This is a genomic window from Enterobacter sp. PL_is511, from assembly GCF_055816065.1.
In genome coordinates this window covers 733371-759077 of the sequence record NZ_JBVPGP010000024.1, presented here as the reverse complement: position 1 = coordinate 759077, position 25707 = coordinate 733371, and the positions used below count along the sequence as shown (strand labels likewise).

Below are 25707 nucleotides of genomic sequence, written 5' to 3'. Positions count from 1 at the left end.
GGCAGCAACGAATGGAACTTCGAAATAAAAAGCTAACCCATGACGAATTCATGACTGAGCGGCAACAGGTCTTGCAGACCTGGCAAACCGGCAAGGACGTTGAGAACTTCGAAGATGGCGTGAAGTACCAGCAAACCATTCCTGAGCAAAAACGCTTTTCTCACGCCCTACTGAAGGCGGACCAGGAAGGTAAAACCCTGAGCCAGCCGCGCGCAGGCGTAGCGCTGATGGATGAACATATCGCCCTGCTCAAAACGCTGCAGGAAGATTGCGATTTGCTGCCCAGTACCATCGATGCCTACACCCGTCTGAATCGCTATGAAGAGGCGGCGGTAGGGATTCAAAAATCCATCGAAGCGGGCACCTCCAAACTTAACGGCTTACCGGTCGTCAACCACGGCGTCGCCGCCTGCCGCCGCATGACTGAAGCGCTGGAGAAACCGATTCAGGTACGTCACGGCACGCCGGATGCGCGCCTGCTGGCGGAGATCGCGATGGCCAGCGGCTTTACCAGCTATGAAGGCGGCGGTATCTCCTACAACATTCCGTACGCCAAGCGCGTCACTCTGGAAAAATCTATCCGCGACTGGCAGTACTGCGACCGCCTGATGGGCCTGTACGAGGAGAACGGCATTCGCATTAACCGTGAACCGTTTGGCCCGCTGACCGGCACCCTGATCCCGCCGTTTGTGTCCCACTCGGTGGCGATTATCGAAGGTCTGCTGGCGCTGGAACAGGGCGTGAAGTCAATTACCGTCGGCTACGGCCAGGTCGGTAGCCTGACGCAGGATATCGCCGCGATTCAGGCTCTGCGCGAGCTGTCCCACGAATATTTCCATAACCACGGCTTTGACGATTACGAGCTGAGTACTGTCTTCCACCAGTGGATGGGCGGCTTCCCGGAAGATGAGTCGAAAGCGTTTGCCATTATCTCCTGGGGCGCAGCGGTTGCCGGTATGTCCGGGGCGACCAAAGTGATCACCAAGAGCCCGCACGAGGCGTTCGGTATTCCGACCGCTGCCGCAAACGCCCAGGGGCTGAAAGCCTCGCGTCAGATGCTCAACATGGTCAGCGATCAGAAATTCCCGCCGTGCGCCGCCGTCGAGCAGGAAGTCGAGCTCATTAAGAGCGAAGTCCGCGCCGTGCTGAAGAAAGTCTTCGAACTGGGCAACGGCGATGTCGCACGCGGGACGGTGCTGGCGTTTGAAGCGGGCGTGCTGGACGTACCGTTCGCCCCTGCCTCCTGCAACGCAGGCAAAATTCTGCCGGTGCGTGATAACGCCGGTGCCATTCGCGTGCTGGAAGCCGGTGCGGTTCCGCTGCCGAAAGATATCCTCGCCCTGCATCACGATTACGTCGCCGAGCGCGCGCGTTTTGAAGGCCGTAAGCCCTCATTCCAGATGGTTGTTGATGACATCAACGCGGTATCCCACAGTAAATTAATAGGAAGACCATAATGAAAATTAAGCAGGCCCTTTTCACCGCAGGCTACTCCTCGTTCTATTTCGACGATCAGCAGGCCATCAAAAACGGCGCCGGTCATGACGGGTTTATCTATACCGGCAATCCGGTAACGCCTGGATTTACGTCCGTTCGTCAGGCGGGTGAATGCGTATCCGTACAGCTGATTCTGGAAAACGGCGCGGTGGCGGTGGGCGATTGTGCAGCGGTGCAATATTCAGGGGCAGGCGGTCGTGATCCGCTGTTCCTGGCTGAACACTTCATTCCGTTTCTCAACGATCACATCAAGCCGCTGCTGGAAGGCCGTGACGTTGACCGGTTCCTGACGAATGCCCGTTTCTTTGACGAACTGCGTATAGACGGCCATCTGCTGCATACCGCCGTACGCTATGGTCTGTCGCAGGCGCTGCTCGACGCGGCGGCACTGGCGACCGGCCGCCTGAAAACGGAAGTCGTGTGTGATGAATGGCAGCTGCCGTGCGTTCCGGAGGCCATTCCGTTATTTGGTCAGAGCGGCGACGACCGCTATATCGCCGTCGACAAGATGATCCTCAAAGGCGTTGACGTACTGCCACACGCGCTTATCAACAACGTGGAAGAGAAGCTGGGCCTGAAAGGGGAAAAACTGCGGGAGTATGTGCGCTGGTTATCCGACCGCATCCTGAGCCTGCGCACCAGCTCGCGCTATCGCCCGACGCTGCACATTGACGTGTACGGCACCATCGGTCTGATTTTCGATATGGATCCGGTACGTTGCGCCGCCTATATCGCCAGCCTCGAAAAAGAGGCCCAGGGCCTGCCGCTGTACATTGAAGGGCCGGTGGATGCGGGTAACAAGCCGGATCAGATCCGCCTGCTGACCGCCATCACCCACGAGCTGATGCGTCTGGGTTCCGGCGTGAAAATCGTTGCCGATGAGTGGTGTAACACCTATCAGGACATTGTGGACTTCACCGATGCGGGCAGCTGCCACATGGTGCAGATTAAAACCCCGGACCTGGGCGGTATTCACAACATCGTTGATGCGGTGCTGTATTGCAACAAGCACGGCATGGAAGCCTATCAGGGCGGTACCTGTAACGAAACGGAAATCAGCGCCCGCACCTGCGTGCACGTGGCCCTCGCCGCTCGCCCGATGCGCATGCTGATCAAACCGGGCATGGGCTTCGATGAAGGTCTTAACATCGTGTTTAACGAAATGAACCGCACCATCGCACTGTTGCAGACTAAGGATTAAAAGATGGCACGTACATTTAAGATCTTATCGCCAACGGCTATCCTGGGCTATGGCTTCCCGGAAGAGAGCTTTCGGAAGGCCATGGAAGCGTCGCCGGATCTTATTGCGGTCGACGCAGGCTCTTCCGACCCTGGCCCGCACTACCTGGGGGCAGGTAAGCCTTTCACCGACCGGGCGGGGGTAAAACGCGATCTGCGCTATATGATCGTGGCTGGCGTTAAGCACAACATTCCGGTGGTGATCGGTACCGCCGGTGGGTCCGGCGCCGCGCCTCATCTGGAGTGGTGCCGCCAGATAATCCTTGAGATTGCTCAGGAAGAGAAACTCTCATTCTCCATGGCGCTGATCCCGTCGGATGTCGATAAAGCCACCGTGCATCAGGCGCTGGATAACGGGAAAATCACCGCCCTGGATTTCGTCCCGGAACTGACCCACGAGGCTATCGAAGAGAGCACCTATATCGTGGCGCAGATGGGTATCGAGCCTTTCCAGCGGGCGCTGGCGGCCGGGGCGCAGGTGGTGCTGGGCGGACGGGCGTACGATCCGGCCTGCTTTGCCGCGCTGCCCATCATGCAGGGCTTCGATGAAGGTCTGGCGCTGCACTGCGGTAAGATCCTCGAGTGCGCGGCGATTGCCGCTACGCCGGGGTCCGGCTCCGACTGCGCGATGGGCATCATTGACGATAACGGCTTTACGCTGAAAACGTTTAACCCGAAGCGTAAATTCACCGAAACGTCGGCGGCGGCGCACACCCTGTACGAGAAATCTGATCCGTACTTCCTGCCGGGGCCGGGCGGCGTCCTGAACCTGAAAGGGTGCAGCTTCAAAGCGGTCAATGAGGGCGAAGTGTACGTCAGCGGTTCCCGCCACGAAGAAACGCCGTACGCGCTGAAGCTGGAAGGCGCACGCCGGGTCGGCTTCCGCTGCCTGACCATTGCCGGTACGCGCGACCCGATCATGATTGCCGGGATCGATAATATCCTCGAAGAAGTGCAGGTCAGCGTGAAGCGCAACCTCTCGCTGAATGACGACAGCATCCGCATGACGTTCCACCTGTACGGAAAGAATGGCGTGATGGGCAACCATGAGCCGATGCACTCCGCCGGGCACGAACTGGGTATTTTGCTGGACGTAGTGGCCCCCACCCAGGATATCGCCAACAGCGTCTGTTCGCTGGTGCGCTCTACCCTGCTGCACTACGGCTATGAAAACCGGATCGCAACAGCGGGCAACCTCGCGTTCCCGTTCTCCCCTTCCGACATTCAGAGCGGCCCGGTGTATGAGTTCTCAATCTACCACCTGATCGAAGCGAGCGACGCGCTGCGTTTTGATTTCCACCTCGAGCAGGTCACGCCAGAAGGAGTTCAGTTATGAAAAAGGGTATTTGCTCACTGGCGCAGGTCATTCGTTCTAAAAACGCCGGACCGTATGAGCTGGTTCTGGATATTTTATTTAAAACGCGTGAAGACTATCAGCGGGTAAAAGCCTCGGAGCAATTAACGCCGCAGCTTATTGCCCGTTTATATAATGTTAAGCCTGACTTTATTCATCGCATTATCTGGTTCGATCCGGCCAATGCGGTCAAAATCGTCATGCCTCGCGATATTATCTCCGGAAACGTCGGTGATAATGATGTCTATGGTGCCCAGCAGCATGCACCGTTATTAAGTATCGAGTTTGATCTGTAACACTACAAATACAACAACGTCCATTGGGATATAGATATTTGCTGTATCACTGTATTCCAGATAATTCATGCGGTTGGTCACAACAAACGTGCGTCCGAGCGGTTCATCAGGGCTCAGGCGCACGCGACCCTACACATTAACCAACCTTTATCCGATGGAGTAAACATGAAAAAAATAAGCTTAACGAAAATGATCATATTAGGTTTGATACTCGGCATGATTGCCGGGGTGGTCATTAATAATATGGCATCAGCAGATACAGCAAAAACGTACGCACAGGATATCTCTATTTTCACTACCATATTCTTACGCATGGTGAAAATGATTATCGCCCCACTGGTCATTTCCACCCTGGTGGTCGGCATAGCCAAAATGGGTGATGCTAAAACGCTTGGCCGTATATTCTCCAAAACCTTTTTCCTCTTTATTTGCGCCTCGCTGCTGTCCATCGCCCTGGGGCTGGTTATCGTCAACATCTTCCAGCCTGGCGCAGGCATTAACTTTGTTCCCCATGACGCCGGGGCCGTTGCGGCCGTTCAGTCCGAGCCGTTCACGCTGAAAGTGTTTATTTCTCACGCGGTACCGACCAGCATCGTTGATGCGATGGCCCGCAACGAGATTCTGCAAATCGTGGTGTTCTCGATTTTCCTCGGCTGCAGCCTGGCAGCCATTGGTGAGAAAGCCGACCCCATCATTAAGGTGCTCGACTCTCTGGTGCATGTGATGCTGAAGCTGACGGGTTACGTCATGCTGTTTGCCCCGCTGACCGTATTTGCCGCGATCTCCGGACTGATTGCCGAACGCGGTCTGGGCGTGATGGTCAGCGCCGGTATTTTCATGGGCGAGTTCTACATGACGCTCGGCCTGCTGTGGGCGATTCTGATTGGCCTGTCCACGATGATTGTCGGTCCGTGCATCAGTCGTCTGACTAAAGCGATTCTCGAACCTGCGCTGCTGGCCTTTACGACCTCAAGTTCAGAAGCGGCTTTCCCGGGCACGCTGAACAAACTGGAAAAATTCGGCGTCTCCTCCAGGATTGCCAGCTTTGTCCTGCCCATCGGCTACTCCTTTAACCTGGTCGGCTCAATGGCCTACTGTTCGTTTGCGACCGTGTTTATCGCCCAGGCTTGCAACATCGAACTGAGCATTGGCGAGCAGATCACTATGCTGCTGATCCTGATGCTGACCTCTAAAGGGATGGCGGGCGTGCCGCGCGCATCGATGGTGGTTATTGCCGCCACCCTCAACCAGTTCAACATTCCGGAAGCGGGTCTGATTCTGCTGATGGGCGTCGATCCGTTCCTCGACATGGGCCGTTCCGCTACCAACGTGATGAGTAACGCAATGGGTGCCGCTATCGTCGGTCGCTGGGAAGGCGAGCACTTCGGCGCCGGCTGCCGCGGCAAGGTTCCGGCCAAAGAAAGCACTGCTTCAGAAACTGAAATCGCCATGTATTGATTACAAAGGCCAACCGTGGTTGGCCTTTCGTCTTCAGATGTACAGGAAAGCCCCATGAAGATAAACATTTTCGGCGTCAGCCTTTTATCCGTCAGCCTGATGTTTAGCGCTGCCACGCTGGCGCAAACCGCGCCGGACTATGCGCAGCTGCTTGAACAGGCTCACCAAAAATTCAAAGGTAATCATGAGGGGAAGGTCGCCGACTACATCCCTGCCCTGGCGACCTATAGCCCCGACAATTTCGCCATCACCCTCGCCACGGTCGACGGCAAGATTTACCAGGTTGGCGACGTGAAAAAAGCGTTTCCAATGGAGTCGCTGAGCAAGGTTTTCACCCTGGCGCTGGCGATGGAGCAGCGCGGTCCGCAGGAGGTGCTGGATAAACTCGGCGCCAGTGCGACCGGTCTGCCCTTCAACTCCGGTTTAGCCATTGAACTGAACAAAGGTGCGCCGGAAAACCCGCTGGTGAATGCGGGGGCGATGAGCACGGTTAGCCTGATTGAGGCGAAAGATAAGACCGACCGCTGGAACACGATCCTCAATAACCTGAACGCGTGGGCGGATGCCTCGCTGACCGTCAACGAGCCGGTGTTCAAATCGGAAATGGAAACCAATCAGCATAACCAGGCGCTGGCGATGCTGATGGCCTCCTATAACAGCTTTTATGGCGATACCCGTGAAGCCGTCGAAATCTACACCCGCCAGTGTTCCGTAGACATCACCGTTGAGCAGCTCGCCAAAATGGGCGCGGTGCTGGCGAACAAGGGCAAATCGCCTTTCAACGGTAAGCAACTGCTGAATGAACGCTACGTGCCGCAGGTTCTGGCGGAAATGGCGATTGCCGGGCTGTACGACGGCAGCGGCAAATGGCTGTACACCGTTGGGATCCCGGCGAAGAGCGGCGTCGGCGGCGGCATGGTTGCCATCGTGCCCGGTCAATACGCCATCGCGGTCTACTCGCCACCGCTGGATGCCGCCGGGAATAGCGTCCGCGCCCAGCAGACGATTGCGTATGTTGCCGGGGCGACGCAGGCCAGCCTCTTTTTAGCCCATTGACTGTGATTTTGTCAGCCGGGCGCGGCAGCTGCGCCAGCGCCCGGCAAAAACAACCACAAAGTGAGAAGTACTATGTCTAAACCATTTGTCTGGCAGGAACTGTTTGTTCAGAGTAACGATACGACGGAATATGAACTCCTCAGCACGCAACACGTTACGGTGACGGAGTTAGAGGGCGAAGAGGTCATTAAGGTGGCGCCTGAGGCATTGACCCTGTTGGCCCAGCAGGCCTTTTATGAAGCCTCATTTTTCCTGCGCGCCGGACATTTAACGCAGATAGCCAGCATTCTGCACGACCCGCAGGCCAGCAATAACGATAAGTATGTCGCCCTGCAGCTGCTGCGCAACGCCGAAGTGTCGGCAAAAGGCGTCCTGCCAAACTGTCAGGATACCGGCACGGCCACCGTTGTGGCGAGCAAAGGCCAGCACGTCTGGACCGGCGGTGATGATGCCGAAGCGCTGAGCAAAGGGATTTATACCACCTTTAGCGAGTGTAACCTGCGCTACTCGCAAAACGCACCGCTGGACATGTATACCGAGGTTAATACCCAAACCAACCTGCCGGCGCAGATAGACATCAGCGCGACGCCGGGGAGCGAATATCGCTTCCTGTTTGTCAATAAAGGCGGCGGATCGGCTAACAAAGCCGCGCTGTTCCAGGAAACGAAATCGATTCTGCAGCCGGAGAAGCTCACCGCGTTCCTGATCGAGAAGATGAAGTCGCTCGGTACCGCGGCCTGTCCACCGTATCACATTGCCTTTGTGGTCGGCGGCCTCTCTGCCGACCAGGCGCTGAAGGTGGCGAAGCTGGCCTCAACAAAATATTATGACAACCTGCCCACCAGCGGGAACGAGCTGGGCCAGGCGTTCCGCGATACGGCGCTGGAAGCCACGCTGCTCAACGCCAGCCGCGAATTCGGCATCGGTGCCCAGTTTGGCGGCAAGTATTTCGCGCACGATATTCGCGTCATCCGCCTGCCGCGTCACGGCGGCTCCTGCCCTGTCGCCATGGCGCTTTCCTGCTCCGCCGACCGCAATATCAAAGCGAAAATCAACAAGCACGGTATCTGGCTGGAGAAGCTGGAACATAACCCAGGGAAATACATCCCCGACGCCAGCCGTGAGGAACACGACGCCAGAACCGTACAGATCAACCTGAACCGCCCGCTGCGCGAGATCCTGCGCGATATGTCTGCCCTGCCGATCGGCACCCGGCTGTCGTTAAGCGGCCCGATCGTGGTCGCACGCGATATTGTTCACGCAAAAATCAAAGCCCGGCTGGATAACGGCGAGCCGATGCCGGAGTACATGAAAAACCATATCGTCTATTACGCCGGTCCGGCGAAAACACCGGAGAATCAGGCCTGCGGCTCCCTCGGTCCGACCACCGGCGGGCGCATGGACGGCTACGTCGATGCTTTCCAGGCCGCAGGCGGAAGCCTGATCATGCTTTCCAAGGGCAACCGCAGCCAGAAGGTTACCGATGCCTGCCATAAGCACGGCGGCTTCAACCTCGGCAGCATCGGCGGTGCGGCGGCGCTGCTGGCGCAGCAGTATGTGAAAAGCCTGCGCTGCCTTGAGTATCCCGAACTGGGCATGGAGGCGGTATGGATGATGGAGGTCGAGAATCTGCCCGCCTTTGTGCTGGTTGACGACAAAGGGAATAATTTCTTCAGCCAGTTTGAGCAGCAGCATCGCTGTGCATCCTGCCCTGCCGGACATTAAGGAGCCACTATGGAAGCGCGAGCTAACGCAGAAAAACACCGCCAACGACAGCAAAAGCGCAAAGAGCAGGTTGATATCCGCGTGGCGGCGGCAACAGAGAAGAAAGGCATTCTGATCGTCTTCACCGGCAACGGAAAAGGCAAGTCCACCGCCGCCTTCGGTACGGCGACGCGTGCCGTCGGCCACGGTAAAACCGTTGGCGTCGCGCAGTTTATTAAAGGCCAGTGGGATAATGGTGAATACAACACCCTGCATCCGCTCGGAGTCGAGTTTCACATTATGGGCACCGGCTTTACCTGGGAGACACAAAACCGGGAGACGGATATTCAGGCCGCAGCGGCGGTGTGGCAGGAGAGCAAGCGCATGCTGGCTGACCCGAGCTACGACCTGGTGGTTCTGGATGAGCTCACCTATATGCTGGCTTATCACTATCTGGATACTCAGGAGGTGATCGCGGCAGTTGAGAACCGTCCGGTGCAGCAGACCGTAATCGTCACCGGACGCGGCTGTCACTCGCAGTTACTGGCGCTTGCCGACACGGTCAGCGAAATGCGCCCGGTAAAACACGCATTTGACAGCGGTATTCAGGCGCAGGAGGGCATTGACTGGTAAGCGTGTCGGTACCGGATGGCGCGCCGCACTGCCGCCATCCGGTGTTATTACGCGGCCGGCGATACCACTGATTTTTGTAATAGCCACTCGCGGAAGGTTTGTAACGGCAGGGACTGAGCCTTTTCCTCCCGCCACGTCATGATGAAGCGGTTGCCGGTGCGGATAGGAACATCACAGGGGATCACCATCTCGCCGCAGTCCAGGTCATGCTGGATGGCGAAGCGGGGAAGCAGCGCGACCCCAAGATTCGATCGTACTGCGGCAATCAGCATCGAGAGGAGGTCAAAACGCGGGCCAAGATTCACGTCCGGACTGGTGATACCGGACAGCGCAAACCACTCCTGCCAGCCATTGATGCGAGTGCTTTGGTGTAACAGCGGAAACTCACTGAGCAGCTCCTCAACCCCCAGCTTCTGCTCCGCGCTGGGGAGCAAGCTTCGGCTGCAGACCGGCAGGATCTCCTCTTCAAATAAATAATCGACTTCCGACCACGGGGGACAAAAATCGGCGCGCATAATAGCCGCATCGTATTCGCGATTTAAAAAATCGCCGATATTGGCCAGCGAGTGAATGTTAACAATAATATCAGGATTTAATTTATTAAACTCCCATAAATTAGGGATCAGCCAATGCGTACTGAAGGTGGGATTTACCGCCAGCTCCACAACCTGAACGGCAGGCTGCCAGGACATTATCATATTTGTATCGCGTTCCAGCTTATTAAGCGTCTCTTTGACGATATTCAAATAATGCTTGCCTGCTGCATTCAGAAAAATCCGCTTTTTGGCATGATTGAATAATGAGGTGTGTAAAAACTCCTCCAGGGCCGTCACCTGTCTGAACACTGCACTCTGCGTTAACGCCAGCTCTTCTGCCGCGCGGGTATAGCTTTCGTGACGCGCCACAACTTCGAACGTCACCAGCAACTCGCTCTTGGGGATTTTTCCTCTCATCATGTCTTCCATTCATGGTGGGTAACAGTAATTTTTTGAAGCGAATAAACCCTGCTTCAGAACGATACCGCCATTATATTTTAGTTATGCTCTGTCGGCAGTGATCCACACCATGATTTAATGAGTTTTGCGCGTCAGGCCAAACTACTTGCAGAAAATGAAATGAAACATGAAAGATTATTAAGAACCTGTTCTCTTTTGTGCCTCGTGTAATGGAGACAGCGTCTTATTATATGAAAAATCATATGGCCATTAAAAACAGGAATAGCATAGGGCTGGACGTTAAAAAATATAAAACAAAACGTTGTGCTAAAAATAGAACAGGGTTCTGTGTACGTCTTTTGATCAGCGGCGCACCCGCGTGACGGATGCCAGAGCACCGTTCCAGCGCCTCTTCAGCACGCAAGCAGAAACCGGCTCAAAACAAAAAACCCAGATCGCATAACGATCTGGGTTTCGAATTTGGCGGAAGCGTAGAGATTCGAACTCTAGAACCCTTTCGGGTCGCCGGTTTTCAAGACCGGTGCCTTCAACCGCTCGGCCACGCTTCCAAAGTGAGGCGCACTATAAACATCTATTAGCGCCTTGTAAAGCAGGAATTTTTCTATTTTTAGCCACCGGCGTTTGACTGCGCAAAAATCACCCAGACGCTTGCCGCGCATCGGTCTCTGCTCCCTTGTACATACCGTTACACAGCAACGCTCATCCTTTTAAATCGCTCTGGTATAGAATGCCACAAAAATAGACGGCCATTTGTTGTGTAATTGTTATAAATCTGAGTACCGACAGATTTTAGAAATTACTGCCATGCAGTGTTACTGGTTGATGATGAAAATCAAAAATACGCTTTGCTTACATATCCTGATGGCGACCCTGGCCATTTTGTTCCTGTGTGTTCACCCGCTGGTGACGAGCTTCGATCCGCCCCTCACCTTCCAGCCGCTGATTAAATCAATGGAGGGCACGCCGAAAGAACAAGCGGAAAAAATTGCGACTATTTCCCATGCCTTACAAGGTAATGCGATTTTCTTCATTGGCGCGTCTGAGGTTGCCACCTCAGAAGATGAACATTACGCTGTATATAATTACTTTAATAAGCAATTGCACACACCCGTTGTGGCGTATGGCGATGCGTTTGTCGATGACGAAACGCAGTTTTTACTGTTCTCGCGTTTTAAAAATAGCCTTAACGCAAACAGTAAAGTTGTTTTACTTCTGGCACCTGACAGCTTTTACTCAAAAGGGCTGCCACCGGCTATCTATGCCGATAATTTCCCCGGTTCTATTTTTAATCCGCTGATGAAGGACCCGCAGGCGCGCCCGCTGCTGGTTAATTATTTAAAGCATATTAATAGTAAAGAGATAAGCCATTTAACCTTTGGCCAAATGCGCGTCTTTGGCTGGCACCCCGATCTGATGTGGGAGGAGCTGAGCTTCCAGTTTGCGAACGTCTGCACAATGATAAAAAACGACTGGCTGGCGCTGCTCAACGTCACGCCCCAGACGGTACAGCCGTGGCCGCAGCAGCCCAGCGCCCACATTACCCCTGACTGGGATAAAGAGCTGGCGAACGCGCGCGAGTTAAATAAAAAACGCCAGCAGAGCGCGGCCACGCTGTGGATGGACAAAACGATTTACGAAGAGGACGGTAAGCCGCAACAGTGGGATGACACGCCGGTCGTGCCTGCGCAAATCGCTGCGTTCAGTAAAACCGTCCAGCTGCTGAAGGAACGTCACGTGCAGGTAATTGCTATCGTCGACCCGGTTAACCCCTGGGCGCTTTACAATACCGATACCTTCCGCCCGGTTGATAAGCAAATTAAAACCATTCTGGAAAAGAACCAGATCCCTTATTTAGATATGTACGCCATGCCTTATCAGAATGGCTGGAACTGGGATCGTTTGCACCCTTCCGAACTGGCCTGGGTTCCTATGATTCGCTTTATTGCACAGAGCTTTAAATAATGAAAATCGCGATCCGTCTTTTTTTCCTTTATCTCCTGCTGGCGATCACTATCGTCGCGTGGACCTCTGTCGATGACAGCATGAGTATGCAGCTGCATTTTGAATATCAAAAGTTCTGAGGCCGAATGATGTATAGCTCAGGAATGTTTTTTGTCTATTTGTTTTCATCCGCTCTGGTGTTTGCGCTGGTCAATCGCGTATTACGTCATCGCCTGACTTATTTATCGGCCTTATCTGTCCTGGCGGCATTAGGCTGGGGCTATATTTTTCAGGGTGATTACCGTGTTCCCGCGGTCGTTTTTATCAGTTTTTACCTTGTCGCCGCGTTAAAAGAAAAAGGATGGTTAAAAACCTGGCAAGCTATTGTATTAACGCTGCTTCCTTTATTTTTAGTGAAATTACACGTTAATCATCATCTCGGCATGATCGGCCTCTCTTTTATGACGTTCCGCGCAGTGGACGTGCTGCTTTATCGCAGTAAAAAAGAAGGCCAGAATTTCCTGCACTATTTCTGCTATCTGTTTATGCCCTTTATCATCCTGGCAGGCCCCATGTACCGCTGGCGGACATGGATGAGTGACGTCAGCAAGCCCGTGTTTGCCCTTAACCGTGAACAGTTTTTAGTCGCGTTAGAGCAAATCATTACCGGCATTATCCAGAAGTTCCTGTTTGCCATGCTGGTTGATTCACTTGTCGTGCAGCCCTGGAGCCATAAGCCGTTTACGCTGACCGTGGGCGTGGTGATGTCGATTGCCTATAGCGCCTACCTCTACTTTGATTTTGCGGGCTACAGCAATATGGCCATCGGTGCGGGCCGCCTGTTTGGGTTGAACATTCCGGCAAACTTCAATATGCCCCTTCTGGCAAAGAACCCGCAGGACTTCTGGCGCCGCTTCCACATCAGTTTGTCTGAATGGCTGCGCGATGTAGTCTTTATGCCCGTCTATATGAACCTGATGAAGTTCAACTTTTTCCGTCAGAACAAAACGCTGGCGCAAAATATCGGTATTTTTTGCACCCTGTTCTGCATGGGGGCATGGAATGGCCTGGAACGCCATTACGTCATCAGCGGCGCGCTGTTTGGCGCGATTTCCGTTACTCATAACATGCTGCTGTGGTCAGCCAAGCGCAGCCCGGCATTGCACCGCGGTTTGCAGTATCCGGCCGTTGCGTTTTTAGGGAGAATTCTGACGCTGGGAAGCGCCGCGGGATCCCTTTACATCTTTAGTGGAATGTCACCTCTATGAAAAATCACTCCGATCTTCAGGAACTGCAGGATTTCTTACGTGCGGCATTATGCGATCCCGCCTCCCCGCAGCAACTGGCCATCAGCGGCAGCGACGAAGCCTTAAGCTGGCTACAGCTTTCTGCTGCCGTGACGGACTGGGCACAGCGCTATCAGCGTTGCCAGCCTGTTGCCGGTACGCCGGTCGTCTTGTACGGACACCAGCAGGCCGAGTTCGCCGTGGCGATTTATAGCTGTCTGCTGCACAACATTCCGTACATCCCGGTGGACTGCATCTACCCACAGGAGCGCCTGCGGGAGATCTGCCATCTGGCCAATGCCCCTTACTATTACGACGTTGCGACCCGGCAGTTCATCGCCACGGGTGAACCGGGCAAGGTGCTGGAGGAGAAGGATCTGGCCTATATCATGTTTACCTCAGGCAGCACCGGCAAGCCTAAAGGGGTGCAGATTGGGCGTGAAAGCGTATGGCACTTCATGAAATGGGTCAGCCAGGACTTTTCGCTGCCGGAAAAACCGGTGCTGATGAACCACGCGGTGTTCAGTTTTGACCTCTCCCTGATCCCTTTGCTGGCGAATCTGGCGATGGGCGGACACATTGTGCTGAACGCCAAAGACGATATTCAGAAAGAGAACTGGCTGGAGCGACTGAAAAGCAACGCGGTCTCCGCCTGGGTTTCCACCCCCTCTTTTGCATACCAGCAGCTGCTTTCCCCGCAGTTCAACAGCGAGTATTTGCCTGCGCTCAACGTCTTTATCTTCATTGGTGAAGTGTTAAATAAGGCGCTGGTTAAACAGCTCCGCCGCCGTTTCCCGCAGGCCAAAATCATCAACTCCTATGGCCCGACGGAAGCGACCATCGCGACGACCGTGGTTGAAATCACGGATGAGATCCTGAACAGCGACAGCGCCGTGCTGCCGGTGGGGGTCATGATGCCTGAGAGCAGAATGGAAATTTCCTCTGAGGGCGAGCTGATTATCTGGGGTAAAAACGTCATGCGCGGCTACCTCGGCCTGCCGCAGGAGAATGCAGAAAAATTACTCCGTCGGGAAAATGAAGCATTTCGCGGCTACCGGACAGGCGATCTGGGCTATGAAGCGGGGCTTATCTATTGCCAGGGCCGCAACGATAGCCAGGTCAAACTGAATGGCTACCGTATTGAAATCAATGAGATTGAAAACCGCCTGCTGGCGATGTCCGGCATCAACGAAGCGGTGGTTCTGCCGCTGATGAAATCCTGCGGCAGCGTGCTGCGCATTGCCGCATTCTGCGTGACGGAGTTGGCGCCGGATACCATCAAAACCTCGCTGTCAAAGGTGGTTCCCCACTATATGGTGCCTTCACAAATTATCGTAAAAGACGCTTTGCCGCTGAATCCTAACGGCAAAATTGACCGCAAGCTGCTGGACGCTTACGCCCGCACAAATTAATGACCCCAGGAAAAATTATGGAACAAGAAATTCTCGCCCTGTTCGAAAAAGTGTTATCCCGCAAGGTGGGCTTTCACGATGAACTGATTGAATCCGACATTCTCGACTCCATCCTGGCAGTCGATATGGTGCTGGAAGTTCAGGACGTTTATGGCTGTATGATCCCGCCAACTGACGTGGCGACGGTGCTGAAGACCCCGGCGGACCTGGCCCGCTATATTGAAGAAAACCGCTAAACGCCCCTGCTGTTAATCCTGTCCTGAAGGCTCTGGCGCATCGCGCCAGAGCCCAGACGCAAAATGAATATCCATCACCGGAATTAAACCAACCGCTTTTGTGATTTCTCCTACACTTTAGGGGTCGTGTTGTTCTTAACAGAGGAGTCTGCGGTATGGCATTCGTAACCACGAAAGACGGCGTCAATATTTACTACAAAGACTGGGGCCCAAAAGAGGCCCAGCCCATTGTCTTCCACCACGGCTGGCCGTTGAGTGCCGATGACTGGGATAACCAGATGCTCTTCTTCCTTGCAGAAGGCTTTCGCGTTATCGCTATCGATCGCCGCGGACATGGTCGATCGGACCAGGTGAGTGAAGGCCACGATATGGATCATTATGCGGCCGATGCGTCAGCCGTGGTTGAAAGCCTGGATCTGCACAATGCCGTGCACGTCGGTCACTCCACCGGCGGCGGCCAGGTCGCCCGCTATGTTGCGCGGTATGGACAACCACAGGGGCGCGTCGCCAAAGCGGTGCTCGTGAGCGCCGTCCCGCCTCTGATGGTCAAAACCGAAACTAACCCCGGCGGCACGCCCATTGAGGTTTTCGACGGCTTCCGCAAAGCGCTGGCGGCTAACCGCGCCCAGTTTTACCTCGACGTTGCCAGCGGTCCTTTCTACGGCTTTAATCGCGATGGCGCGGACGTTTCACAGGGCACGATCCAGAACTGGTGGCGTCAGGGGATGATCGGGAGCGCTAAGGCCCACTACGAGGGGATTAAGGCGTTTTCAGAGACCGACCAGACGGAAGATTTGAAAACCATCACGGTTCCCGTTCTGGTGTTGCAGGGCGATGACGATCAGGTCGTGCCTTATAAAAATGCTGCCCTGCTGCAGGACAAGCTGCTGGCGAACAGCGTGCTGAAAATTTATCCGGGCTTCCCGCACGGGATGCATACCACTCATGCGGATACCATCAACGCGGACATTCTGGCTTTTATTCGCTCATAACGCCGCGTTTCTTGCCGGGTGGCGCTGCGCTTACCCGGCCTACATTCCGCCACGATATCCCGTTCAATGCATGAACGCCACCCGAGGGTGGCGTTGTTTATTCTGCTCAGCGATTATCCAGCTGGGCGCGAACGTTGTTCAGCCCGGTGGTGTTGATGCGGTAAGGCTGCCCGTTCACGGAACGGATCAGCTTTTTGGTGCGGAGTTTTTTAAAGACGCTGAGCGTACAGTCGCTCAGCACCAGCCCTTCACGGGTATAGCACTCAACGGACGTGACGCGGCCAGAACTGTCGCGGACGTGCACAATACGTCCACCTTTGGCGAGAACGTGTAAGGTACGTTGTTCCTGACGGGATAAATTCATACTGGAAAACCTGTGTAATCATCATGCGTAAAAACGAGCCCACACCCGCAGGTGCGTGCGTAAGGTTTAAGCGCAGCGATAACCAGTCCGTCCTGAAAAGGGCGGGAAGCTGATTATCTGATGAAAACATTCTCCAGCATCAAAGCCTCGGTAAGAGATGAAAAGGTATTTATGGGGTGAATGATAACGCGAGTTTTTTACAGGGGAATAGCGGGAAGTTAAAAGTGTGAACGGGAGCGGTCCGTAAAATCGTCTTTCGTCAATTTTACTGCCAGACTGAAACCCTTTCCTGAACACCGACTGGAGCTCCTCTTATGCCTGATAACTATACCGTGGTTGAAACCGTCCCCACTGCAGAAGCGTTTTGCCGGCTGCGCGAAATCTCGGGTCTTAGCCCTCGCCCGCTGGAAGCGGCACAAAAAGCGCTGCCCGGCAGCTGCTATGGCATGCATATAGTGTTTCAGGGAAAACCGGTCGGTATGGGGCGCATCGTGGGGGATGGTGCGTTGAATTTTGATATTGTCGACGTCGCGGTTGATCCGCTTCATCAGGGGAAAGGGCTGGGCAGAATCATTATGGAAACGCTTGTTGCCTGGCTGGATAACCACGCCTGTAAAGGAGCGTACGTTTGCTTAATGGCCGATGTTCCTGAGCTTTATGCAAAATTTGGTTTTACGCTCGTTCGCCCGGCAAGCGAAGGGATGGCCAGAGTCTGGTGAAGGGCAAATCCGCGTTAAGACAAAAAGAAAAACCCCAGGTTAACAAGTAACCTGGGGTTTATATCTGGCGGAAGCGCAGAGATTCGAACTCTGGAACCCTTTCGGGTCGCCGGTTTTCAAGACCGGTGCCTTCAACCGCTCGGCCACACTTCCTAAGTGAGGCGAACTATAAACACCTCACCGCGTGCTGTAAAGAGTGGTGGCACTCGTTCGCTGTAAAAATAGTCAAAACGTGTTTAATCGGTTGAACTGACGACACATCGACGATTTTATCAGCACAGGCTTAGTGTTTTTTGATGTACATGTCTTTCGTGTAATAGTACCCGAGCTTATCCGGCGTAAATCCACCGACCCACGGTTTAACCAGGTGCGTGCGGACATAGTGATAAACCGGAATGGCAGGCACATCACGACCCAGCAGATCTTCCGCCTGCTGGTAGTACTTACCCCGCTCTTCCGCAGTTTTGGCTTTTGCGGCATTGAGCAGCGCCTGGTCGTATTCCGGATTGCTGTACTGACTGGTGTTTTCGCTGTCGCCGGTGCGGAAGTTGTTCAGGAAGGTCGCCGCATCGTCGTAATCGGCAATCCACGCGTACCGCACCGCGTCAAAATTGTGGGTGTGCATGGTATCCAGCATGGTTTTCCACTCCTGATTTTGCAGCTTCGCGTCCACGCCGAGGTTTTTCTTCCACATGGAGCTGGCCGCAATCGCGATGCGCTGGTGCGATTCAGAGGTGTTATAGAGCAGGTTGAAGCTCAGAGGATGGCTGGCATTATATCCGGCCTCGTTCAGCAGCTTTTTCGCCTCCGCGATGCGCTTGTCCAGCGGCCAGCTGGCGTAATCCGGGTTCTGGAGCTTAACGCCGCCAATATCCGGCTGGCTGATGAGCCACGCCGGGCGCTGCCCCTGCCCTAATACTTTTCCGGCAATGATGTCTTTATCGAGCGCCATGTTCAGCGCCTTGCGCACGCGCGCGTCGTTGAACGGCGGACGGGTGGTATTGAATTCGTAGTAATAGGTCGCAAGCTGAGGTGAAACGTCAAGTTGGCTGCCCAGGGTTTTCTTGAGCTGGGCAAACTGGTTAATCGGCACCGTGTAGACAATGTCAATTTCGCCCGCTTTATAGCGGTTCACATCCGCGGCCTCGGAGGTGATAGGCAGATAGGTGACCTTATTAATCACGGTATGCGCGTTATCCCAGTAGCGCGGGTTACGCTCCGCCACGATGCGTTCGTTGACAACCCACTGGGATAGCTTATAGGCCCCACTGGTGACGATATGTTCAGGCTTGGTCCACTTGTCGCCAAAGCGGCCAATCAGCACTTTATCCACTGGCACCAGCGACGGGTGCGCCAGCATCGCGAGGAACGCCGCGTTAGGCTGCGTCAATGTCACTTCCAGGGTGGTGTCGTTAATGGCTTTCACGCCCAGCGTATCGGGGGCTTTTTTCCCCTGCGCGATGTCCGCACCATTTACGATGTGCATGTTGCCTGGATAGCTGGCATACGGTGAAGCGGTTTTAGGATCAACCAGACGCTGCCAGCTCCAGACCACATCTTCCGCGGTAATGGCAGTGCCGTCGCTCCAGGTGATGCCCGGACGCAAATGGAACGTCCAGACGGTGTTGTCCTTGTTCTCCCATTTTTCCGCCAGCCGTGGCTGAATGTCCCCCGACGGGGAAACGCTGACCAGTCCGTCGAATAAATCACTGATAATATTGAATTCGACGTCGCTTTCGACTTTATGCGGGTCGAGCGAAGCGGGCTCATTACCGTTGTTCCTGACCAGTTCCTGCTTATCGGCCAGCTGCGTTCCTGCCGGCACGTTAGCCGCCCAGGCTGTCGTGCTGGCGCACAGGATCCCGGCGGTTAACAAAGAGAGCGTAAAGCGCGTGCGTGTTTGTGGTTTCATTTCCTTCGCCTTATTGTCTGTTTTTGTGACGATCCGGAAATAACTCTTAGCGGCCTTAGGGTAATAACGCAATAATTTTCAGTAACCTATAAGAGGTTGATCTGATTAATCGTGTCAAACCGCTGTTCATACTGGTGAAACGTATTTATGCAGAAGAAACAACCAGCTCCCGCGCTAACCTGCTGAGTAAAGATGGGTAAAACCACTTTGAGAGTGACGCGCCGTTTCCTATTCTTTCCGTTAATTACATCTGTCATAAGAGAGTGACTCATGGATCGTATAATTACTTCCTCACGCGACCGCACATCGCTACTCAGCACCCACAAGGTGCTGCGCAATACCTATTTCATGCTCAGCCTGACGCTGGCGTTTTCCGCGATCACCGCCACCGCCAGCACCGTGCTGATGCTGCCGTCTCCGGGGCTGATCCTGACCCTGGTGGGTATGTATGGTTTGATGTTCCTGACCTACAAAACCGCTGACAAACCGGTCGGTATTCTGTCCGCGTTTGCCTTCACCGGCTTCCTGGGCTACATCCTGGGGCCGATGCTGAACGCATATCTGTCTGCCGGTATGGGCGATCTTATCGGCATGGCGCTGGGCGGTACTGCACTGGTGTTCTTCTGCTGTTCGGCCTACGTGCTGACCACCCGTAAGGACATGTCCTTCCTCGGCGGCATGCTGATGGCGGGTGTTGTGGTGGTGCTGGTGGGTATGGTGGCCAACATCTTCCTGCAACTGCCTGCCCTGCATCTGGCGATCAGCGCCGTGTTTATTCTGATTTCTTCCGGCGCGATCCTGTTTGAAACCAGCAACATCATTCGCGGCGGTGAGACGAACTATATTCGCGCCACCGTGAGCCTGTATGTGTCGCTGTACAACATCTTCGTCAGCCTGTTGAGCATCCTGGGCTTCGCCAGCCGCGATTAAGCCGACCTGCTGAAAGAAAAAGGAGAATGCCCCTGGCATTCTCCTTTTTTTATGCCTTAATCTTCGCGGCAAATATAGGTGGGATAAAGTCGATCCTGAATAAGCCACACAGAAGGGGAAAGTTTAGAGAGGGTAATATAGTAACGCGCTCCCGGACGCGCAAAGCTTCCCCACAGCGCATCGGGCGTATTGTCATTATGTCGACGCAAAGTGTTCTTATAGGTTAACATAATAACATGGTCATTCGTTCGACGCTTCCAGGTAAAATTCACGTCGCGATCCACAATCATCTCTTTCCCTTTTATCTTTGAAGCGCCTTTATAGGTTGTTAAGCCGGTACCATCCGCGCGTACATAGAACTGAGCTATGGCATTTACCTTCACTTCGCTTGGTTTTCCCTCATTTCGGGTAAAATTAAATTCGGTAGTACAAGCCAGGACATCTTGCGTATCGTTTTGGGAAGGAGAGAAAGCCACCACCATTAAGCTTCCGACCATAGCCCCCCCGAGCCCAAACAGGAGTTTTATTTTCATTCTTCGGGACCACTTTTATAACGAATACTTTTGCACGGGCTGCTTTTATTTACCGGACACGCCCCAATAAAAATCTCATCCGCAGCAGAAAGTGTAAGTCGTTCACTAAAATAATAAATATCGTATTCCTCCTGTTGGCACATGACATTATTTTCCTCAAGCATCCTTGATATTTTTGACATTTTTAATGGCCGATCCTGTTCGTTGATAAACCAGAATCTACAGCTTCCGATTTTTTCATTAATTGCTTTAAGTTCTACGGGCGCGATGACGTAATGTAAACGATATAATAAAAACCCAATTCCTATAGTTGCAGCAGTGAGCACGAAAAGACCTGCCCGTCTTGTGAGACGAGCCCGATTCCATATTTTCGATATTTTACTGTTGAACGATACGGGAACCGGTGTAGGCTCCGGGTTGGGTTCGCAAAAAAGCAGCTTTGGGTGGCTAACAACTTCCGCATCAAAACGAAAACCAAAACGAGGCAAGGTAACGATCATCTCCTGACACTCACCCAAAACCTGAAAACTCTTACGTAGTTCACTCACCGCCTTATTAAGATTATTGCCTGATGGGGTAAAGCCATATGCTTCCCAGACACGTGTGATTAACACCTCCCGGCTGAGATCGCATCCTTTATTACGAATGAACTCCTGTAAAAGCCGGGCAGCGGGAGCCGAGAGAGTTAATACCGACTCTGGTTGTCCGACCAGGCTAATTGCATGTGTCTCTGGATTAAATAATAACGAATTATTGCATATAAAAAACATATTTAGTTCTCAGGTTATGCCACCTGTCTTTGTTCCACTCGAAAGTACAAAAGACATAAAAACAGCCCTGATTCGATTAATTTTTGAGCAGGTGCGTTTTTTTCCAATATTCACGATGGCGGCATTTAATATTAACTATACATCCTTTAGACCAGAAAATCAGGATAAAAAACTGTATATATCGAGTTAACTAATACAAATTTTCTCAAGATATTGTTCTGGTTAAAGTTTCTCTGCCCTGAAGCGATTCACAAGCAGACGGCCACTGGCAATAAACCACTCAGTAACCAGAGCAGACAGATGTTGAAATTAAAATTTGTAAAGAAAAGGCCCTATGCTTTTTACGCCATTGTACTCTCACTGTCTTTTTTCTCACAAATTTCAGTGGCTAATATGAGCGTGTACCCGATGGAACTTAATGTAGATAGCTCCGGAACGGCGCAAATAACAGTGGCGTCGAAGAGCGATGATATTCAGTTCATTCGGGTGAAGCAAAAGAAAATTCTTAATCCCGGCACAGCCCAGGAAAAAGAGATTGATGTGGCCTCGTGGAAAGAAGGTGGCGTGGTTGTCACGCCGGAAAAATTCGCCCTTGCGGCAGGCGCAATGCGCGTGGTTCGCCTGGTATCGCTTACGCCCCCGGAAAAAGAGACGACCTGGCGCGTCTATTTTGAAGGGGTCAAGCAGCCTGACAGCATTATTCCGGGCAAGGCCGAAAGCCCTGCTGCGATGGCAAGACTGGGCGTCAATGTAATCTGGGGCGCCCTGATCCATCTCGCACCGGAAAAAAGCGTGGTTTCGCTGTCGATTGACCCTCAGAGGGGAACGTTAAAAAACAACGGCACGTTGCGCGTGCCGCTGAGAGAGATCGGTATTTGTGATGCGGATTCGTCGTGCAGATGGATTAAAGAAGACGCGACGATTTATCCGGATACCGAACGGAAATTAAAAACGCTCGCGAAGGCACAAGGCCAGAAATATAAATTCCGCTACTTCAACTGGCTGAATAAAACCGCTGAAGAAGCTGATTTACCCGTCGTGCAATAACACGACGTTACCGTAAAGACCCCAAAGGGTTTGTTTAAAGAGCCAGGGTGCTCATTTGTAAATATGGAGATATCAATGCGTAAGTATTTTAAACCTCTCATGATTGTTGCAGCGATGACCACGTCCGTTAGCGCGCTGGCGATTCAAAAAGATATTACCGTCAACGCCAGCGTTGATTCACAGCTGGATATGACCCAGGCCGATAACACGCCGCTGCCGGCAAGCATCGATATGCAGTACCTGCCTGGCCGTGGCCTGGAAAGCTACCGCCTGAATACCAAGGTGTGGTCTAACTCCGCGACCAGCAACGTAAAAGTCCGTCTGGTAAGCGCCGCGAAGCTGGCGAATGCCGACGGTGCTGAGACCATCCCAATGACGGTGAAGCTGGGCGATAAAACCCTCTCTACCGCAGATGTTGAATACACCGGTACAGAACTGTTCCCGGGGAGCATTGAAAACGGTTCTGCGGTACTGCCGCTGACCATTTCCCAGACCACCAAAGGCATTCTGAAAACCGGTCAGTACAGCGGCGTTGTCAGCCTGATGCTGACGCAGGCGACGACCACGGAAGGCGGTGCGTAACACCACAGCACCTAAGGAATAACGTCAGAGGGTGCTCACCCTCTGACGTCAGGATGATGTCGAGGCTCGTTCATGGCGTTTCACAGAAATACCCTCCTCTTTGTTGCTTTGTTACCCGCTTCCATCCAACTCGCCTGCGCAGGGATGGCCGTCCCGCCAGGTTTTGAAGACCTGGCGAAGACGCAGCGCCTGTGGACAGAGGTGAACCTCTACGGCGAGGCGCTGGGCCTTTTTGAAACGGATATCACGCTTGAAACGGTCAGCTTTGTCGCACCTGAAACCGTGGTAGCGGCCATCAAACGCCGGTTTAATGACGACCCATCCCTCGTTGCCACCGCGTCTGCCGCGCTGGCCGTTCCGCTTGCCCGTAACGGCAACCTGGCCTGCAGCAGCAACGGCTCCGCAACGGGCTGTGATTACATCAATACCGACCGCGCGGCCATTATTTATGACGAGAATAACGCCCGCATTAACCTGTTCCTGGACAAGAAATTTCTGCCTAAGCTGACGGCAGAGAATCAATGGTATCAGCCCACTCAGGGCACCGAAAATGCGCTGATCCATCAGCAGAACATTAACTTCGTTGCCGACAGGGATTATCAGTCGGCAACCGTGCAGGGCAACGGCGCGCTGGCGCTCACGCAGGACGGCTATGCGAATCTCGACTGGACCTGGCTGGGGCAGCGTTCACGGCAGAAGCATCTGCAGGAGGTCACCGTCAACAACGCCTGGTTCCGCCAGGATATCCTGCGTCAGTACTATGTTCAACTGGGCGAGATGGATACCCGCGATCTGTTCAGCAACGCCGGTGGGAATATCAACCTCAGCCAGCTGCCGCTGGGCAAAATTCGCGGCCTGCGCACGGGTTCAACAAGGGCATGGATGAACCCGGTTCAGCAGTCGAAGGGAACCCCTGTGACCGTGCTTCTTTCCCATGACGCGCGTATCGACGCCCGCCGGGGCAATCAGCTGCTGGCGAGCTTCTATCTGAATGCCGGGGCGCAAACCCTGGACACGCGATCGTTCCCGGACGGGAGCTACACCGTGACGCTCTCCATCTATGAAAATAACCGGCTGACGCGCACCGAGCAGGTGCCGTTTACCCGAACCGGCATTACGCCATTTGACCGCGTCGAGTGGTTCCTGCAGGCGGGCGAAACCGATAATAGCGATCAAAACGAAGAACGCCGCGCGGTTGCGCAGGCGGGCGTTCGTCTGCCCGTCACCCCCACGCTGGCGCTGACCAGCGGGGCAACGTTCAAGAAAAACCAGCGTTTTCTGGAAAACGCGATCGACTGGAGCCGGGGCTTCAACGCGGGCCCGATCGATGGCGTGCTGAGTACCCGGTTTAGCTACCTCTACGGCAGCGAAGGCCAGCGCGGCAATATTCAGCAAATCAGCTACAACGACGGTTTTTCTTTGAGCGTCTATCGCAACGCGTTATCCGCTGAAAACTGCACCACCCAAAGCGCGGGATTTGACGCCGTGAACGGCTGTTATCGCACCCTCTCGGTGATGTTCTCCGTCCCGGTCGGCGCCTGGTATGCAAGCCTGGGGTATTCGGATAACCGCAACGAAGGCCGGTACGTTTCACGCCGGGAGCTGCCGGACAGTGACGATCGCCACGATGCGGGTCTGCCGTGGGAATCGGTCTATATGACCCGCTCGCGCACGCGGGCCTGGCAGGCTGGCCTGAGCAATGCCTTCAGCACCCATGGCCTGAACATTAACAGCAGCATTAACCTGTTTATGCGTAACGATGACGCCCGCGACGGCAGGGATAAAGGCGGCTACCTGAGCGTGAGCCTGTCCATGGCGCATAACCGTCAGGGTGATGCCTCAAGCTACACCTCTCTGGGCGCGACATGGCAGCACCAGCAGCGTGAAAAAAACCAGCTGAGCTACAGCGTGGCGCATAACTGGTATGCCGATGCCCGCGGTGAAAATGAGTATGGCCTCAGCGCGTCGGGCATTAACAGCGACTCGCTGAATACCTCAGCCTATACGCGCCAGGGCGGGCGATATGGCAACGGAAGCCTGACGGTCAGCGACGCCTGGGATCGTCAGGACCGCCGCCATACGCTGAGCAGCAGCGGCAACTACAGCTCAACGCTCGCGCTGTCCCGTTCTGGCCTGTGGCTGGGCCGCTGGAGCGACGGTCGCCCTGCTTCCGCCGTCGCGGTGAACGTGGCGACGCCGGAAGATGCTCAGGCTCCGCGCGTCGCCGTGTCGCTGGATAATAGCGGGAGCGCAGACATTCCGGGCAATAGCCGCGCCCTCTTCGCGGTACCGGGCTATCAGCAGACGACGTTGACGATTAACGAATCGCTGGACGTTTCCCGGGGAGCCAGCAGTGAAATCACGCAAGGGTCAGGCAGCAGAACGCTGTTTATGGTGCCAGGCAAACTGCTGCGCCGGGACGTGCAAACGACCGCAAGCTACACCTGGCTTGGCCAGTTAACCGACGAGCACCATTCGCCGTTTATCGGCGGCGTGCCGCTGAACGTGAACGGCTGGAGCGACCTTGGCAACGGCGGGTTTAGCGCCCAAAGCGACGCCCTGCTGCATAACCTCTACCTGGTGCGTCAGCAGCAATTTTATCAGTGCGCGCTGAGCGTGAAGAGTATGCGCGACGTCGTGCGTTACGTCGGTTCGATTCCCTGTAAGGAATTAACCTTCTCCGCCCTGCCGGATGCCGTCCAGCAGCAGGCGCAACTGATGCTGGCCGGACGGTCGGTCCCTGCTGGCCCGACAGCCATGAATACCGATAGCCTCACTAAAGGGAAATGA

The 25707-nt window shown here is 54.2% G+C and carries 23 protein-coding genes and 2 tRNA genes; 18 read left to right on the top strand and 7 right to left on the bottom strand.

Features of this window, described 5'->3' with window-relative positions; genetic code table 11:
* Positions 1-11: 11 nt before the first annotated feature.
* The 8 genes from AC0TN7_RS18975 to cobO all read left to right on the top strand — a co-directional run bounded on the left by AC0TN7_RS18975 (position 12) and on the right by cobO (position 9237).
* On the top strand, positions 12-1457 hold the full coding sequence (locus AC0TN7_RS18975) for a methylaspartate mutase subunit E (RefSeq protein ID WP_024907734.1): 1446 nt from the start codon (positions 12-14) through the stop codon (positions 1455-1457).
* Positions 1457-2698 (top strand): methylaspartate ammonia-lyase, encoded by a 1242-nt coding sequence (locus AC0TN7_RS18970; RefSeq protein WP_463726889.1) that lies wholly within the window; start codon positions 1457-1459, stop codon positions 2696-2698. Before AC0TN7_RS18975 ends, AC0TN7_RS18970 begins: the two co-directional genes overlap by 1 nt.
* A 3-nt stretch (positions 2699-2701) precedes the next feature.
* Positions 2702-4072, top strand: a complete 1371-nt coding sequence (locus tag AC0TN7_RS18965) for an acyclic terpene utilization AtuA family protein (RefSeq protein ID WP_473702345.1) — start codon at positions 2702-2704, stop codon at positions 4070-4072.
* Complete coding sequence (locus tag AC0TN7_RS18960) at positions 4069-4386, top strand: DUF4387 domain-containing protein (RefSeq protein WP_370883916.1); 318 nt, start codon at positions 4069-4071, stop codon at positions 4384-4386. Before AC0TN7_RS18965 ends, AC0TN7_RS18960 begins: the two co-directional genes overlap by 4 nt.
* Positions 4387-4551: 165 nt before the next feature.
* The gene (locus AC0TN7_RS18955; RefSeq protein WP_024907738.1) at positions 4552-5844 is read left to right on the top strand and encodes a dicarboxylate/amino acid:cation symporter; all 1293 of its coding nucleotides are present in this window, start codon (positions 4552-4554) and stop codon (positions 5842-5844) included.
* Positions 5845-5898: 54 nt separating this feature from the next.
* Entirely contained in the window at positions 5899-6900 is a 1002-nt protein-coding gene (glsA, locus tag AC0TN7_RS18950) for a glutaminase A (protein WP_370883917.1), read from the top strand.
* Between the two features lie 72 nt (positions 6901-6972).
* Entirely contained in the window at positions 6973-8625 is a 1653-nt protein-coding gene (locus AC0TN7_RS18945) for a class I fumarate hydratase (protein WP_473702344.1), read from the top strand.
* A gap of 9 nt (positions 8626-8634) precedes the next feature.
* A complete protein-coding gene (gene cobO, locus AC0TN7_RS18940; protein WP_024907741.1) occupies positions 8635-9237 on the top strand; it encodes a cob(I)yrinic acid a,c-diamide adenosyltransferase in 603 nt (200 codons plus the stop codon).
* A gap of 47 nt (positions 9238-9284) precedes the next feature.
* Here cobO and AC0TN7_RS18935 read toward each other — a convergent pair whose 3' ends face one another.
* On the bottom strand, positions 9285-10190 hold the full coding sequence (locus AC0TN7_RS18935; RefSeq protein ID WP_048989940.1) for a LysR substrate-binding domain-containing protein: 906 nt from the start codon (positions 10188-10190) through the stop codon (positions 9285-9287).
* 463 nt (positions 10191-10653) lie between these two features.
* Positions 10654-10741 (bottom strand) — tRNA-Ser (locus AC0TN7_RS18930).
* Between the two features lie 277 nt (positions 10742-11018).
* On the opposite strand from AC0TN7_RS18930, the gene AC0TN7_RS18925 reads away from it, so the two are divergent.
* The 5 genes from AC0TN7_RS18925 (at position 11019) to AC0TN7_RS18905 (ending at position 16060) form a co-directional block, all read left to right on the top strand.
* Complete coding sequence (locus tag AC0TN7_RS18925; protein ID WP_417927695.1) at positions 11019-12155, top strand: D-alanyl-lipoteichoic acid biosynthesis protein DltD; 1137 nt, start codon at positions 11019-11021, stop codon at positions 12153-12155.
* A gap of 128 nt (positions 12156-12283) precedes the next feature.
* Positions 12284-13402, top strand: coding sequence for an MBOAT family O-acyltransferase (locus tag AC0TN7_RS18920; RefSeq protein WP_024907744.1), 1119 nt, complete (start codon positions 12284-12286; stop codon positions 13400-13402).
* The gene (locus tag AC0TN7_RS18915) at positions 13399-14832 is read left to right on the top strand and encodes an AMP-binding protein (RefSeq protein ID WP_473702343.1); all 1434 of its coding nucleotides are present in this window, start codon (positions 13399-13401) and stop codon (positions 14830-14832) included. The genes AC0TN7_RS18920 and AC0TN7_RS18915 overlap by 4 nt, the downstream gene beginning before the upstream one ends.
* 17 nt (positions 14833-14849) lie before the next feature.
* Positions 14850-15068, top strand: a complete 219-nt coding sequence (locus AC0TN7_RS18910; RefSeq protein ID WP_008499867.1) for an acyl carrier protein — start codon at positions 14850-14852, stop codon at positions 15066-15068.
* Between the two features lie 155 nt (positions 15069-15223).
* Positions 15224-16060 (top strand): alpha/beta fold hydrolase, encoded by an 837-nt coding sequence (locus tag AC0TN7_RS18905; RefSeq protein ID WP_473702342.1) that lies wholly within the window; start codon positions 15224-15226, stop codon positions 16058-16060.
* Positions 16061-16166: 106 nt separating this feature from the next.
* Here AC0TN7_RS18905 and AC0TN7_RS18900 read toward each other — a convergent pair whose 3' ends face one another.
* Positions 16167-16424, bottom strand: coding sequence for a YjhX family toxin (locus AC0TN7_RS18900; protein ID WP_021240841.1), 258 nt, complete (start codon positions 16422-16424; stop codon positions 16167-16169).
* Between the two features lie 314 nt (positions 16425-16738).
* On the opposite strand from AC0TN7_RS18900, the gene AC0TN7_RS18895 reads away from it, so the two are divergent.
* Positions 16739-17143 carry a GNAT family N-acetyltransferase gene (locus AC0TN7_RS18895; RefSeq protein ID WP_024907748.1) on the top strand — a complete coding sequence of 135 codons (405 nt, stop codon included), beginning with the start codon at positions 16739-16741 and terminating at the stop codon, positions 17141-17143.
* Positions 17144-17208: 65 nt separating this feature from the next.
* Here AC0TN7_RS18895 and AC0TN7_RS18890 read toward each other — a convergent pair.
* Positions 17209-17296, bottom strand: a tRNA-Ser gene (locus tag AC0TN7_RS18890).
* A 130-nt stretch (positions 17297-17426) separates the two neighbouring features.
* Entirely contained in the window at positions 17427-19055 is a 1629-nt protein-coding gene (locus tag AC0TN7_RS18885) for an ABC transporter substrate-binding protein (protein ID WP_473702341.1), read from the bottom strand.
* A gap of 270 nt (positions 19056-19325) precedes the next feature.
* Between AC0TN7_RS18885 and yccA the strand changes: the two genes are divergently transcribed.
* On the top strand, positions 19326-19985 hold the full coding sequence (yccA, locus tag AC0TN7_RS18880) for an FtsH protease modulator YccA (protein ID WP_023335168.1): 660 nt from the start codon (positions 19326-19328) through the stop codon (positions 19983-19985).
* A gap of 56 nt (positions 19986-20041) precedes the next feature.
* Here the strand turns inward: yccA and AC0TN7_RS18875 are convergent, their stop codons facing one another.
* Both AC0TN7_RS18875 and AC0TN7_RS18870 read right to left on the bottom strand, forming a co-directional pair.
* Complete coding sequence (locus tag AC0TN7_RS18875) at positions 20042-20518, bottom strand: hypothetical protein (RefSeq protein WP_024907750.1); 477 nt, start codon at positions 20516-20518, stop codon at positions 20042-20044.
* The gene (locus AC0TN7_RS18870; RefSeq protein ID WP_157188871.1) at positions 20515-21288 is read right to left on the bottom strand and encodes a winged helix-turn-helix domain-containing protein; all 774 of its coding nucleotides are present in this window, start codon (positions 21286-21288) and stop codon (positions 20515-20517) included. The genes AC0TN7_RS18875 and AC0TN7_RS18870 overlap by 4 nt, the downstream gene beginning before the upstream one ends.
* A 300-nt stretch (positions 21289-21588) precedes the next feature.
* Here AC0TN7_RS18870 and AC0TN7_RS18865 point away from each other — a divergent pair, with 300 nt between their 5' ends.
* The 3 genes from AC0TN7_RS18865 (at position 21589) to AC0TN7_RS18855 (ending at position 25707) form a co-directional block, all read left to right on the top strand.
* Complete coding sequence (locus AC0TN7_RS18865) at positions 21589-22335, top strand: fimbrial protein (protein ID WP_050597748.1); 747 nt, start codon at positions 21589-21591, stop codon at positions 22333-22335.
* 75 nt (positions 22336-22410) lie between these two features.
* Complete coding sequence (locus AC0TN7_RS18860) at positions 22411-22917, top strand: CS1 type fimbrial major subunit (protein WP_021240847.1); 507 nt, start codon at positions 22411-22413, stop codon at positions 22915-22917.
* A 72-nt stretch (positions 22918-22989) separates the two neighbouring features.
* Positions 22990-25707: a TcfC E-set like domain-containing protein gene (locus AC0TN7_RS18855; RefSeq protein WP_473702340.1), complete on the top strand. Its 2718-nt coding sequence runs from the start codon at positions 22990-22992 to the stop codon at positions 25705-25707.